This window comes from Burkholderia sp. MSh2 (assembly GCF_000731655.1).
In the GTDB taxonomy this organism is placed as follows: Bacteria; Pseudomonadota; Gammaproteobacteria; order Burkholderiales; family Burkholderiaceae; genus Burkholderia; species Burkholderia paludis.
In genome coordinates, this window is record NZ_JPGM01000016.1 from 105,627 (window position 1) to 119,874 (window position 14,248).

Sequence of the window (14,248 nt, forward strand, 5' to 3'; positions counted from 1 at the left end):
ACGCTTACCGGGTGAGCTTGGCGAGGATCTCGGCCTTCGCGCGCGAATATTCGTCTTCGGTCACGAGCCCCTTGTCGAACAGCGCCTTCAACTGCTCGAGCCGCTGCACGTAGTCGGTGCCGTCGGCCGGCGCGGCGGGCTGCGCGGCGGGCGCGGGCTGGGCCGCCGGCGCCGGTTGCGCGGCGCCCGCGATCTGGCCGGCCATCGCCTGCCCGATCGCCGCGCCCGCGGCAAGCCCCGCGCCGACGCCCGCGAGGCCGCCCGGATTCTGCGCGGCGAGCGGAATCGCCTGCGCGGTCTGGTACTGCGTGGCCCGTGCGAGATCGCCGGCCATCCCCGCGCCGATCCGCAGGTCGAGCGCCTTCTGCAGCTCCGCCGGCAGCGACACGCTCTCGACCGCGAACGCGTCGAGCGCGAGGCCGTAGCGCGTGAACACCGGCGCCAGCGCCTCGGCGATGCGCTGCGACAGCAGCGACTGGTTCGCGGCCATGTCGACGAACGGCACGTCGGACGAGCCGAACGTCGTGCTCATCGCGGTGACGACCAGGTTGCGCAGTTGCTGTTCGAGATCGTCGACCGTGTACTGCGCGCGCGTGCCGCTGACCTCGCGATGAAACGCGCCCGCGTCGACGATCCGGTACGAGTAGATGCCGAACGCGCGCAGCTGCACGATGCCGAACTCGCGGTCGCGGATCGTCACCGGCTGCGCGGTGCCCCAGCGCCGGCCGAGCTGCAGCCGCGTGCTGAAGAAATAGACGTCCGACTTGAAAGGCGACTGAAAGAGTTTGTCCCAGTTCTTCAGGTAGGTGAGCACCGGCAGCGTCTGCGTTTCCAGCGTGAACAGCCCCGGCTGGAAGATGTCGGCGACCTTGCCCTCGTTGACGAAGATCGCGACCTGCGTCTCGCGCACGGTCAGCTTGGCGCCGTAGCGGATTTCCTGGTCTTCCATCGGATAGCGCCAGGCCAGCACGCCGTCGGTGTCTTCCGTCCATTGCAGGACGTCGACGAACTGCTTGCGGATAAACGATCCCAGACTCATGTCGGTCTCCTCGAAGCGCGTGGCGCGTCAGGTCAGGCAGGCGGCATTGATGATGCCGACGACAAGCGACGCGGTGCCCATCAGGCCGCCCATCGCCACGTTGCGATCCTCGATCGCGTGATTCATGCCCGGCATCAGGCGGGTCAGCGCCGCATACGTGATCAGCTGCACGGCCATCGCGCCGACGGCCCAGATCACGACCTCGCCGAGCGTCGAGTTGTGCGCGATGCTGGACGCGAGCGTCAGGCAGAAGCCGATCAGCGCGCCGCCGAACGACAGCGTCGCGGCCGTGTTGCCGTCGCGGATCAGCGCCAGCTCGTCGAACGGCGTGACCTTCAGGTACACTGCCGCGAACACGAGAAGCAGCACGAACGCCGACAGTAAATGAACCGCATAAAGATAGGCACTATTCATTCTTTCCCTCGGGTTTTGTGCTCGGTTCGCCGCCCCGCCGCCGGCCGACCCGCACCGGGCCCACGGACAAAATTCCGCGCCAGTATATCCACATTGCCGAGCACCGCACAACGGACCCGCCATGCTGCATAGGCGCGCGCTCGTCCTGTCGATTCTCGTGCTCGCGTCGTGCGGGCTCGGCTACGAACTGATCAGCAGCGCGCTGTCGAGCTACCTGCTCGGCGATTCGATCCTGCAGTTCTCGTCGGTGATCGGCTGCTACCTGTTCGCGATGGGGATCGGCTCGTGGCTCGCGAAGTTCGTCGAGGACGACGACGTGCTCGACCGCTTCGTCGACATCGAGCTGCTCGTCGGGCTGCTCGGCGGCGTATCGGCCGCGCTGCTGTTCGCGGTGTTCGCGTGGCTCGCCGCGCCGTTCCGCGCGGCGCTCTATGCGCTCGTGCTGGCGCTCGGCATGCTGATCGGGATGGAGATCCCGCTCGTGATGCGCGCGTTCCAGCAGCGGCGCCAGGCCTTCCGCCACACCGTCAGCGAAGTGCTGACCTTCGACTATCTCGGCTCGCTCGCCGTGTCGCTGATCTTCCCGCTGGTGCTCGCGCCGCGGCTCGGCCTGCTGCGCACCAGCTTCCTGTTCGGCCTCCTGAACGCATTCGTCGCCCTGTGGACGACCCACCTGTTCCGCGACGAGATCCGCAACGTGCGCGGCAAGCTGATGCGCGCGTCGCTCGTGATCGGGCTGCTGGTCGCCGGCTTCGCGCTCTCCGACCGCATCACGCACTGGGCCGAGCACGGCGTGTACGGCGACGAGACGATCTATTCCGAAACGACGCCGTACCAGCGCATCGTGCTCACGCAGTGGCACGACGACATGCGGCTGTACCTGAACGGCAACCTGCAGTTCTCGACGCGCGACGAGCACCGCTATCACGAGGCGCTGATCCATCCGACGATCGAGGCGCTGCCGTGGGCGCGGCGCGTGCTCGTGCTCGGCGGCGGCGACGGTCTCGCGGTGCGCGAGCTGCTCAAGCACCGCAACCTCGAGCAGATCACGCTCGTCGATCTCGATCCCGCGATGACGAAGCTGTTCTCGACGTCCGCGCCGCTCGTCAGGCTGAACCAGGGCTCGCTGAAGGACCCGCGCGTGCACGTGATCAACGACGACGCGGTGCGCTGGCTCGAATCGAACGCCGACGTGTACGACGCGATCGTCGTGGACTTCCCCGATCCGACCAACTTCGGGCTCGGCCGGCTGTATTCGGTACCCGTGTTCCGGCTGCTCGCACGCCACCTGTCGGAGAACGGCTATGCGGTGATCCAGTCGACGTCGCCGTATTTCGCGCCGCACGCGTACTGGACCATCATTGCGACGCTGCACGAAGCCGGGCTCAACACCTGGCCGTACCACTGCTACGTGCCGTCGTTCGGCGACTGGGGCTTCGTGATCGCCGGCAAGCGCCGCGATTTCACGATCCCGACGCACTACTCGGTGCCGACGCGCTGGCTCGACGCGCAGACGGCCGTCGAGATGTTCCACTTCCCGGCCGACATGCCGGCGCTGCCGATGTCGCCGAACGAACTCAACGACCAGCCGCTCGTGCGCCGTTTCGACGACGACTGGAAACACGTGCTGCGCTGATGGACCGCCGCACCTTCCTGGTCGCATCGGCGGCCGCGTCGCTCGCCGCGTGCGGGCGCACCGGCTGGATCGAAACGACGCCGCGCGTCGACTACCCCGGCATGCGGGAAGGCCACGCGCTGCGCGACCATGCCGCGCTGCCGCCGCCGTCCGGCACGCTCGAGACGGACGTCGCGATCCTCGGCGCGGGAGCTGCCGGGCTGTCGTGCGCCTGGCAGCTCGCGCGCGCGGGCCACACGCGCTTCACCGTGCTCGCGGGCCCCGAATTCGGCGGCAATGCGGCCGGCGGCCGCTTCGGCGATCTCGGCTATCCGAAAGGCGCGCACTACCTGCCGCTGCCGTCGCTCGAATCCGCGCATCTGCGCGACATGCTCGCCGATCTCGGCGTAATCGAATCGGCCCCGTTCTCCACGCGCCCCGTGTTCGACGAGCGCGTGCTCGTCCATGCGCCCGACGAACGGCTCTTCATCGCCGGGCAGTGGCAGGACGGCATCGTGCCGACGGCCGGCCTCGGGGCCGACGCGCTCGCGCAGCAGGCGCGCTTCTTCGCGTACACGGACGGGCTGCGCACCGCGCGCGGCGCGGACGACCGCAAGGTGTTCTGCATCCCGATCGCGGAATCGTCGCGCGACCCGCGCTGGCGTGCGCTCGACCGGCGCTCGTTCCGGCAGTGGCTGCTCGACGAGGGCTACACCGCGCAGGCGCTGCACTGGTATCTGAACTACTGCTGCCGCGACGACTACGGCGCCGGCTACGAGCGCGTGTCGGCCTGGGCCGGCCTGCACTATTTCTCGTCGCGAGGCGGCCACGCGGGCGACGCGGGCGACGGCGCGGTGCTCACCTGGCCCGACGGGCTGCACACGATGGTGACGAAGCTGTGCGATTCGATCGGCGCGCGCACCGGCTCGAACGTGTGGTCGCGCGACGGCTTCGCGGTGCGCGCCACCGAACGCGCGGGCGGCGTCGACGTACTGTGCGCGCGCCTCGGCGACGACGGCGCGCTGTCGACGTTCACGCTGAAGGCGCGGCGCGTCGTCTGCGCGATGCCGCTGTTCGTCGCGGCGCGCGTGTTTCCGCAGCTTTCCGCCTACGGCTTCGATCCCGCGCGCGACCTGCCGCCGCGCGCGCCATGGCTCGTGTCGAACTTCCTGCTCGACGGCATGCCGGCCGAGGAGGCCGGCGTGCCGCTCGCGTGGGACAACGTCGTCTACGACGGCGCGGGGCTCGGCTACGTCGTCTCGACCCACCAGTTGATCCGGATGTCGCCGCCGACGCGCTCGGTGTTCTCCGCCTACCAGGCGCTGAGCACCCGCTCGCCCGACGACACGCGGCGCTGGCTCGCGCAGGCGAAGCCCGACGCGCTGCGCGAGCAGGCGGCGATCGACCTGCAGGCCGTCTACGGGCGCGAACTGTGGAAGCATGCGACGGCGCTCGAGATCACCGTGCGCGGCCACGCGATGGCGACGCCCGACGTCGGCTTCCTGAGCCGGCCGGGGCTGCTCGCGCTGCGCGACGCCGACGGCCCGGTCGTGTTCGCGCATGCGGACCTGTCCGGGTTGTCGCTGTTCGAGGAAGCGTCGTACTGGGGCATGCTCGCGGCCCGGCGCGTGCTGGCCTGACGGTCGACATCCGTCATGGCGGCGACGCCGCCACCCGCTATAATCGCGCGACATTCCGACTGCATCGAGCAGGCCGACGGAGCCGCACCGCCAGACGCGCCGTAGCCCTCCTCGACAACAACAATGACGAACCGAACCTTCCGACGCCTTCGCCCGTTCGCGCGCGCCGCCGTGCGCGCGCTCGCATGCGCCCCGCTGCTCGGCGCCCCGCCGGCGCTGCATGCGGCCGACGTCGCCGCCGACGCCGCGCCCGCCTCCGGGCGCTACATCGTCGTCGACACCGGCCATACGCCGGCTCACCCGGGCTCCACCGGCGCGAGCGGCCGCGTCGAATACCTGTACAACCTCGACCTGTCCGCGGCGGTCGCCGAACGGCTCGCCGCGCACGGCGACCGCGTGCTGCGCACGTCGGCCGACGGCCGCGAGATCGCGCTCGACCAGCGTTCGACGCAGGCGCCCGACGCGAACCTGTTCGTCTCGATCCATCACGACTCGATGCAGCAACAGTTCATCGACGCGGGCCGGCAGCGCGAATTCCGCGGCTTCGCGGTGTTCGTGTCGCAGCGCAATCCGCACTATGCGGAAAGCCTGCGTTGCGCGAAGGCGATCGCCGAGCGGCTGGTCGCGGCCGGCGAACGGCCGTCGCTGTATCACGCGCAGCCGATCCGCGGCGAGAACCGCCCGCTGCTCGACCCGCAACTCGGCATCCACCGCTTCGACGATCTCGTCGTGCTGCGCACCGCGCCGATTCCGGCCGTGCTCGTCGAGGCGGGCGTGATCGTCAATCCGGACGAGGAAGCTCGGCTTGCGCGACGCGAGACGATCCAGCGCCTGTCCGCCGCGATCGCGGGCGGCATCGACGCGTGCACGACGCCGCAATAAACGGCGGTACCGCCCTTCGGGCCCATCGGTTTTCACCCAGTCAGGAGCATCGTCATGAAAAACAAGAACCTGTTCGCATCCTGCGCGCTGCTCGCGCTCGCCATGCCGTTCGCCGCGCAGGCGGCCGGCTGTGCAAAACCGCACAGCGCGTTCGACCAGGTGTACTGCACCAGCAACCAGTTCTCGCAGTCCGACCGCGATCTGAACGACGAGTACGGCCGCCTGCGCAAGCAACTGAGCGGCGACCAGCAGGCCACGCTGAAGGCCGGCCAGCTCGCGTGGCTGAAGCAACGCGATGCGCAATGCAGCGAGACGCGCAACACCAGCTACCTCGTGGACATCCAGTGCGCGACCGACATGACGCAGTCGCGGCTGTCGTTCCTGCGCGAGCGCGAGCGGGAATGCTCGAGCACCGGGTGCGTGGCGTCGAAGCTCGGCGAGTAAGGCAGCCGGGGCGTCGGGGCCCGGCGGGCACGGGGCGACGCATCGTCCCTTGCCCGTCGGCCCCGGCGCCACGAAAGGATTGGCAATGCGACACGAATTCTCCGAAGTCCTCAACGACCTGATCGACTATTTTCTGGTCGGCGATCTTCTGCTGCTGAAGCGCTTCAAGGCGCGCAACGGGTTGCCGGACAACCTCGCGGCGGCGTTCACGACGGACGACAGCGGCGATCGCGCCGTGCTGGAAGGCGTCGTCATTCCGCTGGCCGGCATCGAGAACCACCCGTACACGATCGTCTTCACGCTGGACGGCGACACGCCCGAACTGCTGAAGACCGGAAGCCGCCTGCGGCACCGACGCGGCGGCTACGTGCTGCGCGTCGAACACCGTTCGGTCATGCTCTACACGTGGCGCATCCTGGAACGCTTCACCGACGCAACCGTCGACGCATTGCTCGCGCGCTACCGCGAACCGGGCCGGCCCGCGATCGAGGTCGACAACGGCTGGTACGACGTCGAGGTGCTCGGCGGGGAAGTGCCGCGCAACGGCGGGTTCGAGCCCGCGTTCGAGTTCGTGCTGACGAAAACCGACACGCCGCAGGACGCGTCGCAGGTCGACATCGGATACCGCTTCGCGATCGACGACAGTCCGGACCCGGCACACTGAATTCCGCGCGCGACAACGCGACGCGCGGCCACCGATCAGGCAGAGGAGACATGGCACCGAATACGACGACGATCGACATCCGCCTGGCCACGCCCGCCGACGCGCCGGCGATTGCGGCCATTCACGTCGCCTCGTGGCAGGCAACCTATGCGGGCATCATGCCGGCCCCGTTCCTCTCCGGCCTGTCGGTCGAACGGCGCACCGCCGCGTGGCGCGGCGCGCTCGACGCCGGGCGGCCGCGCGTCGCGCTCGCGTGCACGCAGGACGGGATAGCCGGCTGGATCGCGTACGGCCCGACGCGCGACGCCGACAAGGATCGCGGCTGGGGCGAGATCGAGGCGATCTATCTGCATCCCTCGCATTGCGGGCAAGGCATCGGCGCGGCGCTGGTCGACCATGCCTGCCGCTCGCTGCGCGACATGGGCCACGGCTGGGCGTCGCTCTGGGTGCTGGCGGAAAACCGGCGCGCGCGGGCATTCTACGAACGCGAAGGCTTCATCGCCGAAGACGACATCAAGACGTTCGAGATCGACGGGAGCCCTATCGAAGAGGTGCGCTATTGGCGCGCGCTACCGGGCGCGGCGCATGGCGAGGCGGCAACATCTTGAGCCGGCCCGGCCCACCCCGTTTCGCTGGATTCCCGGGGCCGGGCGCTCCGCTTCGGCATCGGCGAGACTGAGCGCGGCATTTCCGCGCCCGAAGACGCCGATGGGCGAAGCGTGGTTCATGGGCGAATCGCGACGGACATGCGCCGAGTTGCAGGACGACCTCCAGTCGATCGACATCGCGCGGCTGGACACGCCGCTCGAAGAAATCGTGATCGGCACGACTTCGTTCGGCCCCCTCGACGAGTGGCGGCAGTGGTATCACTACCTGCTGGTGCAACTGATGCCGCGCTGCCACGAAAGGCAACAGCATGCCCTGCTGGAATGGCTGATCGCCGCGTTCGTTTCGCAGCATCCCGGTCGCATCTCGTCCGAACCCTATCCGGGGTATCGCCGCGACGTGCTCGATACGCTCGGGCAAAGCCTGATGGACCCCGGATGCTGGCCGTCGGGCGCACTCGATCCAGCGGCGTGCTTCAACCGGCATCCCGACCGGCAATCCGGCACCGGAGACTGGTTCAATGCAAGCGGAAAATTCTCGTCATCGATGTTCCTTTGCGTCAAATACCTCGAAACGCCGGAAATTCGCCCGTGGCTGACATCGGTGCTCGCCATCGACGATCCGCTCTGGCGCGCGCAGTTGATGATCTGGTTCGTCGGAGCGGACGACATGCTCCGCGGCCGCGTCCGGCAGCCATCCGGATTCAGCCCCCTCGACTATCCGCGCATCGACTGGCAGGGCGCGCGCTACTTGAGCGGCTCGACCGACCGCGACGCCACGCCCCTTGAATTCGTCCCTTCCGCGAATCGCGACGCGGCGGTCGACACGTTGCGAGCGGTGATGACCGAAGCCACATTCCTCGATTGGCTTCAGTCGCTTGGCCGGCACGATCACGTCGAAAGCGAACTCGCCGATCTGCCGTACCGGTTTTATTCCCGTTACGGCGCGAGCAACCCGCCTGGATAACGAAACACCGGGCAAGCGCACGAACCGGCACCCGTCGCCCGCCAGGACGGCGACACGATCGTCATGAAAGGCTCGTCCCCCATTCCGCCAGCCGCGCCTGCATCATCTGCAGCAACTCGCGGATCTTCGCATTGACCGAATTCCGGCTCGCATAAGCGGCATGCAGTTCCAGCGGCGCGGGCGTCATCTCCAGCGGCACGCGCACCAGCCGCCCTTCGGCCAGCTCGACCGCGCACATGCGCTCGACGAGAATCGCAAAACCGATCCCGTTCACCGCGGCCAGTCCTGCCATCTCGCCGCTATTGACGCGATACCGGCTTGCCACCGGAATCTTGTGAATCCGCCCTTCACCGTCGGAAAATTGCCACGGTCGCCCTTTCAGCGTGCTCAACGTCGTGATGCACGGCAGTTGCCTGAGCTGCTCCGTCCGGGCCGGCAACCCGGTCCGCTCGACGAGCGACGGCGCGGCCACGACGACGCTCGGCAAACGCACGAGCGGCCTGACGACGAATGCGCTGTCGTCCAGCTTCCCGCGATTGACGATGATCGACAGGTCGATATCGTCGCGCAGCGTCGACATGCCCGCGAGGCTGGTATCGCAGTCGATTTCGACGCGGGGGTGACGCCTCGCGAAATCCGCGACGATCGGCCCGAGCATGCGCGGCCCGATTTCGCCGGGCACGCAGAGCTTCAGCACGCCGCGCAGCTCCGTGTGCTGCGACGTCAGTTCGAATTCGGCCTGCGTCAGCGCATCGAGCATCGGTCGCGCGCGCTCGTGCAGCAGCCGCCCGGCCTCGGTCATGCGCAGGTGCCGCGTGCTGCGCTCGAGCAGACGCACGCCGAGCCTCGACTCCAGTTGCGCCACGTGGCGGCTCACGTTGGAACCCGGCATCGCGAGCACGCGCGCGGCGCCGGCAAAGCTGCCTTCGTCGACGACCGACACGAACACCCGCACCGCGTTCAGATCCAGCTTGCTCCGCATCATTCGCCCATTCCAGGTATCAAAGCGTGCCGATTTTCACGGCTTATCCCGCCCGAAACCATAATTTACGATGCTCATCCCGTCAATGCGACGCCGACACGCGAACCCGCGCGGCGGCGAGCGCGCACGACACAAGGAAGGAGCAAGATGGAAATCGCCATTCTGGGCGCCGGCGTGGCCGGCATGAGCACCGCACTCGCACTCGCCGGGCGCGGACACCGGATCAGCCTGTACGAACGCCGGCCGTCGGAATCGACGATGGGCGCGGGCGTCGTGCTGTGGCCGAACGCCGGCTTCGTGCTCGCGCAACTCGGCCTGCTGCCGGACATCGTCGAGGTCGGCGGCCACCTGCATGCGATGCGCTGCATCGACCGGCACGGCGCCCCGCTCAAGGTCACCGATATCCGCGCACTCGACCGCCGCATGGGATTCCCCACGCATTCGATCCTGCGGCGCGACCTGCAGGCCGTGCTGACACGGCACCTCGCCGCGCGCGGCATCGACGTCCGCTTCGGCCACGGTGCGACGGCCATCGAAACCGGAACGGACGGCCGCGCCGTCGTTCGCTTCGACAACGGAACGACGGTCGCCCCCGATCTCGTGATCGGCGCGGACGGCCGCATGAACTCCGTCGCGCGACACTACGTGGTCGGCCACAACACGCCCGTCTACCAGGGATTCGTCAACTGGATCGGTATCGCGCAGCGCGATGCGCCGCTGGTCGACGAGGTGTCGATATTCGACTACTGGGGCGTGCGCGAGCGTTTCGGCATCGTCGCGGTGGACCGGCATCGGATGTATTGGGCGGCGGCATGGCCCGAAACCGATCCGGGCGACGCGACGGAACGCGATCCCGGCGCGATGCTGGAACGGCGCTTCGCGACGTGGCCGGCCCCCGTCGCGGACGTGATACGTGCGACACCGTCGGACACGATCACGAAGATCCGCGTGCACGATCTCGATCCGGTCGACGTATGGCACCGCGGCAACGTGCTGCTGATCGGCGATGCGGCGCACGCGCCGCTACCGACCTCCGGACAAGGCGCCTGCCAGGCGCTCGAGGACGCGTGGCATCTTGCCCGTTGCCTCGACGAGCACGGGGCCGGCAACGGCAGTGACCTCGAGGCCGCGCTCGTATCCTTCACGATGCGGCGCCGCCCGAAAACCGCGGCGATCACCGAACGTGCGCGCGATTTTGCACACCTGCTATTCGGCGAGAACGTGAACGAAAGCGCGCGACAACAGATCGAACCGGTCGCGGAAATCGAGGCCCTGACGAACGCGTGGGGCGCGCACCTGCCGATGGCGCAGGTGCGCGAGCGGCAGGATGCGTGAGCGTCGACATCCGCTCACAGAAACCACCGATACTCCCGCGCGCCGATCTCGTTGCGAAAATCCAGCTCCTCCTGCCGCTTGTTCTCGCAATACACCATCACGAACTCGCTGCCGAGCCCGTCGCGCACGGCCGCGTGATCCTGCATCGCCGCGACGGCCGACAGCATCTCCTTCGGGAAATCGATCCCGCTGCCGCGATCCTCGTTGAGCGGCGCAATCGGCTCGCGCCGCGCGTCGAGCCCGTGCTCCATCCCGGTGAGAATCGCGGCGAGCACCAGATACGGGTTCGCGTCCGCACTCGCGAGCCGGTGCTCGATCCGCAGGTTGCGCGCGTCCGATTCGGGAATCCGGATGCATGCGTCGCGATCCTCGAAGCCCCAGCTCGCGCGGCTCGCGGCATTCACCATCGAGCCGTAGCGCCGGAACGCATTGTGATTCGGCGCGAACACGGGCATGCAGTGCGGCAGCAGCGCGAGGCAGCCGGCCACCGCGTGCCGCAGCGGCCGCTGCCCGTCCGCCGCGAGCAGGTTTCGCCCCGCGTCGTCGTACAGGCTCACGTGCACGTGCATGCCGCTGCCCGGCGCATGCAGGTACGGCTTGCCCATGAAGCTCGCGCGATAGCCGTGCCGCAGCGCGACGCCGCGCGTGCTGCGGCAGAACAGCGCCGACCAGTCGGCCGCGCGCAGCGCGTCGTCGGTGTGACCGAAATTGATCTCGAACTGGCCGGGCCCGAGCTCGGCGGTGATCACCGTCGCGTCGACGCCCTGCTCGCACGCGGCCTCGACCATCTCGTGCAGCACGTCGGAGAAGCGCGACAGGCGCTCGATATGCATGTTCGGCTGATCGTCGCGGTCGTCGCTCAGGCGGTCGCGCGGATACTGCGGCAGCCCTTCCGCGAGCTGCGCGGCGAACAGGTAGAACTCCAGCTCGAACGCGACGACCGGCCGGATGCCGCGCGCCGCGAAACGCCGCAGCACGCGCGCGAGCACCTCGCGCGGCTCGAACTCGATCGGCGCGTCGGTGCCGTCCGAGCTGATCAGCATCTGCGCGAGCGGCTGCCGCTCCCAGCGCACGGGCTTCAGCGTGCCGGGAATCAGCCGGCGCGGCGCGTCCGGGTCGCCGTCGTTGAAGCAGTAGTCGCCGATCTTGTAGAGGCCGCCCTGCGTGCCGAGCAGCACGCAGTTCTGCGGCAGCTTCAGCAGCGAGCCGGAGGCGACCTTCTCGAGCGCATCGATCGGGTAGCGCTTGCCGTAAAAGTGTCCGGGCAGGTCGAGGCAGATCAGGTCGACATAACGGATCTCGGGATGCGCCTGCCGGAATGCGCGGACCTCACCGACCAGCGCGGGAACGACGTCAGCCATGTCTCATCCTTTCCATGTCTTGTTTGGCGGTGCCGCGGCGCGGCAGACCGGATTCATGCGGCACGCCGGATCGCGGGCGCCGCATTCAAGTCAGTACTGCAAACAGGCTGCGTGGCGCGACGGCCTGCGATGCCGCCCGCCCCGCCGACAACTCAGGTGAATACCCAGATCACGCGCGTCGGCGCGTCGGTCAGGTTGGCATAACGGAAGCGCTTGTGCGCGGGAAGCTGGAATGCGTCGTTGGGGCCGAGCGTGACGGGTGTGTCGTCGCCGTCGATCCAGATCGTCAGTTCTCCTTCGAGGATGAAACCGCCCTGCTCGTCGCTGTCGTCGACGGGCCGCTCGCCGCTGCTCGCGCCGGGCGCAAGATGGCTTTCGAGGACCGAGAAGCGCGAGCGCATGTTCGGCGATACGAGGATGTCGGTGATGCCGGCCGCGTAATACACGGTGCGCCGCTCGTCGGGCCGCGTGACCCACGGCACGCTGCGCGGCTTGCTCAGGCTGTAGAAATAGGTGGTCGGCACGCCGAGCGCCTCGCCGATCGCGGTGAGATCGGCGACTGTCGGGCGCGACAGCCCGCGCTCCACCTGCGACAGAAAGCCGACCGAGCGGCCGATCCGCTCCGCGAGATCGTTGAGCGTGACCTTGCGGTGCTTGCGCAGGTCGCGGATCAGGATCGCCAGACTTTCTATCTCTTCCTGTTCGTTCATGATGGGTTCCGGTGCGGTCAGACGGTATCGCGCAGACGGTACCAGGCCTTGCCGATCGCTTCCAGCGGCGCGGCGAGCCGGTCGCCGCCGGGGAAGCGCGGATTGCGGATGCGCTGGTACTGCGCGAGCAGGCGTTCATCGCCGAGCACCGCGTCGGCCACCGCACGCGCGCCCGCGAGTGTCGGCAGCACGCCGTGGCCCGAGAAGCCCTGCAGCCAGAAACGCTGGCCGTGGCGGCCGATGTCCGGCGTGCGGCGCATGCTGATGTCGATATGGCCGCCCCACGCGTAATCGAGCGGCACGCCGGCCAGTTGCGGAAACACGCGTTCGAGGTGCGGGCGCGTGGCCGCCGCGATATCGGCAGGGATGCCGCCGAGATACGTGCAGCCGCCGCCGAACAACAGACGGCTGTCGGGGCTCAGGCGGAAATAGTCGGGCACGAACTGGTTGTCGATCACGCAACTGTTCTGCGGCAGCAGCGAACGCGCCACGTCGGGCGCGAGCGGTGCGGTCGCCACCTGGTACGTGCCGACCGGCAGCAACCGGCGCGCGAGGTCGCGGTCGAGCCGGTCGACGTACGCGTTGCAGGCCAGCACGAGCACGTCCGCGCGCACTTCGCCGCGCGCCGTGCGGGCCACGTAACCACCGGGCGTCTCGCGGCAGTCGAGCACGCGGCTCTGCTCGAAGATGCGGCCGCCCGTGCGCTCGATCGTCTGCGCGAGGCCAAGCGCGAGCTTCAGCGGATTCAGGTGCCCTGCCTCGGGATCGTAAAGCGCCGCGAGATAGCGCGTGCCGCCGATCCATTCGGGCATCTCGGCCCGCTCGATCACGCGCAGCCGATCGTAGCCCCAACGTTCGGCCGCCTCGTCGCGGGCCTGCGCGAGCATCGCGACGCGCCGCGGCCGCACGGCGGCCCACAGGCTGCCGGGCCGGTAGTCGATGTCGAAACCGTGCCGCGCGGGCAATTCGCGCACTTCGGCCGCGGCCCAGCGCATGCTGTCCCACAGCAGGCGCGCGCCGTCGCGGCCGAGCGAATCCTCGAGCGGCTGCATGTCGCACGACCAGCCGAGCAGCGCCTGCCCGCCGTTGCGGCCCGATGCGGCCCACGCGACGCGGCTCGCCTCGAGCACGACGACGCGCTTGCCCGCCAGCGCGAGACGCAACGCGGTATGCAGCCCGCTGAAGCCCGCGCCGACGACGAGCACGTCGGCGTCGATGCGCGCGTCCAGTTCCGGACGATGCGGGATCGGCGCCGGGTAGGTACCGGCGTAGTAGCTGGCGACGTGACGGTCGGACTGCACGAACATGCGGACTCCCGTGAAATTTACGCCGAGAAATTTCATGAAAAATTAGCACGGCAATTTCACGAGGACAAGCGGGTAAACCGCAACCCCGGTCGTCGGAAAAATAGCGAAGGTGTCGAGATGCACCCAACTTGGATTTTTTCGTCCAAGTTGAAACCTTGTAGTCCGAAGTCCGACGAACTAAAATTGCGCCAATTCCGCGTGCAACGGCAGGCGTAAACCTGAAATTACACTTGCTTCCTTGCTAGACGCACCCTTCCTCACGTTGACGCAGGAACGTTCCGAA

At 68.4% G+C, this 14,248-nt stretch carries 14 protein-coding genes; 8 read left to right on the plus strand and 6 right to left on the minus strand.

The window, feature by feature from the left end:
* Window positions 1-4: 4 nt before the first annotated feature.
* Together GQ57_RS12505 and GQ57_RS12510 are read right to left on the minus strand one after the other, a co-directional pair.
* A complete protein-coding gene (locus tag GQ57_RS12505) occupies window positions 5-1,039 on the minus strand; it encodes an SPFH domain-containing protein (RefSeq protein WP_031400226.1) in 1,035 nt (344 codons plus the stop codon).
* Window positions 1,040-1,066: 27 nt separating this feature from the next.
* A complete protein-coding gene (locus tag GQ57_RS12510) occupies window positions 1,067-1,453 on the minus strand; it encodes a DUF350 domain-containing protein (RefSeq protein ID WP_031400227.1) in 387 nt (128 codons plus the stop codon).
* A gap of 121 nt (window positions 1,454-1,574) precedes the next feature.
* Here GQ57_RS12510 and GQ57_RS12515 point away from each other — a divergent pair, with 121 nt between their 5' ends.
* From GQ57_RS12515 to GQ57_RS12545, 7 genes are all read left to right on the plus strand, one after another.
* Window positions 1,575-3,089 carry a polyamine aminopropyltransferase gene (locus GQ57_RS12515; protein ID WP_031400228.1) on the plus strand — a complete coding sequence of 505 codons (1,515 nt, stop codon included), beginning with the start codon at window positions 1,575-1,577 and terminating at the stop codon, window positions 3,087-3,089.
* The gene (locus GQ57_RS12520) at window positions 3,089-4,708 is read left to right on the plus strand and encodes an NAD(P)-binding protein (RefSeq protein WP_034198011.1); all 1,620 of its coding nucleotides are present in this window, start codon (window positions 3,089-3,091) and stop codon (window positions 4,706-4,708) included. Before GQ57_RS12515 ends, GQ57_RS12520 begins: the two co-directional genes overlap by 1 nt.
* A 123-nt stretch (window positions 4,709-4,831) precedes the next feature.
* On the plus strand, window positions 4,832-5,590 hold the full coding sequence (locus GQ57_RS12525) for an N-acetylmuramoyl-L-alanine amidase family protein (RefSeq protein ID WP_031400230.1): 759 nt from the start codon (window positions 4,832-4,834) through the stop codon (window positions 5,588-5,590).
* Window positions 5,591-5,644: 54 nt separating this feature from the next.
* Complete coding sequence (locus GQ57_RS12530) at window positions 5,645-6,034, plus strand: lysozyme inhibitor LprI family protein (RefSeq protein ID WP_031400231.1); 390 nt, start codon at window positions 5,645-5,647, stop codon at window positions 6,032-6,034.
* Window positions 6,035-6,119: 85 nt separating this feature from the next.
* Entirely contained in the window at window positions 6,120-6,698 is a 579-nt protein-coding gene (locus GQ57_RS12535; protein ID WP_031400232.1) for a hypothetical protein, read from the plus strand.
* A gap of 50 nt (window positions 6,699-6,748) precedes the next feature.
* Entirely contained in the window at window positions 6,749-7,306 is a 558-nt protein-coding gene (locus GQ57_RS12540) for a GNAT family N-acetyltransferase (RefSeq protein WP_031400233.1), read from the plus strand.
* A gap of 100 nt (window positions 7,307-7,406) precedes the next feature.
* A complete protein-coding gene (locus tag GQ57_RS12545; RefSeq protein WP_034198012.1) occupies window positions 7,407-8,270 on the plus strand; it encodes a hypothetical protein in 864 nt (287 codons plus the stop codon).
* A 61-nt stretch (window positions 8,271-8,331) separates the two neighbouring features.
* Here the strand turns inward: GQ57_RS12545 and GQ57_RS12550 are convergent, their stop codons facing one another.
* Entirely contained in the window at window positions 8,332-9,252 is a 921-nt protein-coding gene (locus GQ57_RS12550; RefSeq protein WP_034198033.1) for a LysR family transcriptional regulator, read from the minus strand.
* Window positions 9,253-9,399: 147 nt separating this feature from the next.
* On the opposite strand from GQ57_RS12550, the gene GQ57_RS12555 reads away from it, so the two are divergent.
* The gene (locus tag GQ57_RS12555) at window positions 9,400-10,587 is read left to right on the plus strand and encodes an FAD-dependent oxidoreductase (RefSeq protein WP_034198013.1); all 1,188 of its coding nucleotides are present in this window, start codon (window positions 9,400-9,402) and stop codon (window positions 10,585-10,587) included.
* Window positions 10,588-10,601: 14 nt separating this feature from the next.
* On the opposite strand, the gene GQ57_RS12560 is transcribed toward GQ57_RS12555, so the two are convergent.
* The 3 genes from GQ57_RS12560 to GQ57_RS12570 all read right to left on the minus strand — a co-directional run bounded on the left by GQ57_RS12560 (window position 10,602) and on the right by GQ57_RS12570 (window position 13,965).
* Window positions 10,602-11,948: a glutamine synthetase family protein gene (locus GQ57_RS12560; protein ID WP_031400237.1), complete on the minus strand. Its 1,347-nt coding sequence runs from the start codon at window positions 11,946-11,948 to the stop codon at window positions 10,602-10,604.
* A 152-nt stretch (window positions 11,949-12,100) separates the two neighbouring features.
* Window positions 12,101-12,658 carry a helix-turn-helix domain-containing protein gene (locus GQ57_RS12565; RefSeq protein ID WP_031400238.1) on the minus strand — a complete coding sequence of 186 codons (558 nt, stop codon included), beginning with the start codon at window positions 12,656-12,658 and terminating at the stop codon, window positions 12,101-12,103.
* Window positions 12,659-12,675: 17 nt separating this feature from the next.
* Window positions 12,676-13,965 carry an NAD(P)/FAD-dependent oxidoreductase gene (locus GQ57_RS12570; protein ID WP_031400239.1) on the minus strand — a complete coding sequence of 430 codons (1,290 nt, stop codon included), beginning with the start codon at window positions 13,963-13,965 and terminating at the stop codon, window positions 12,676-12,678.
* Between the last annotated feature and the right edge of the window lie 283 nt (window positions 13,966-14,248).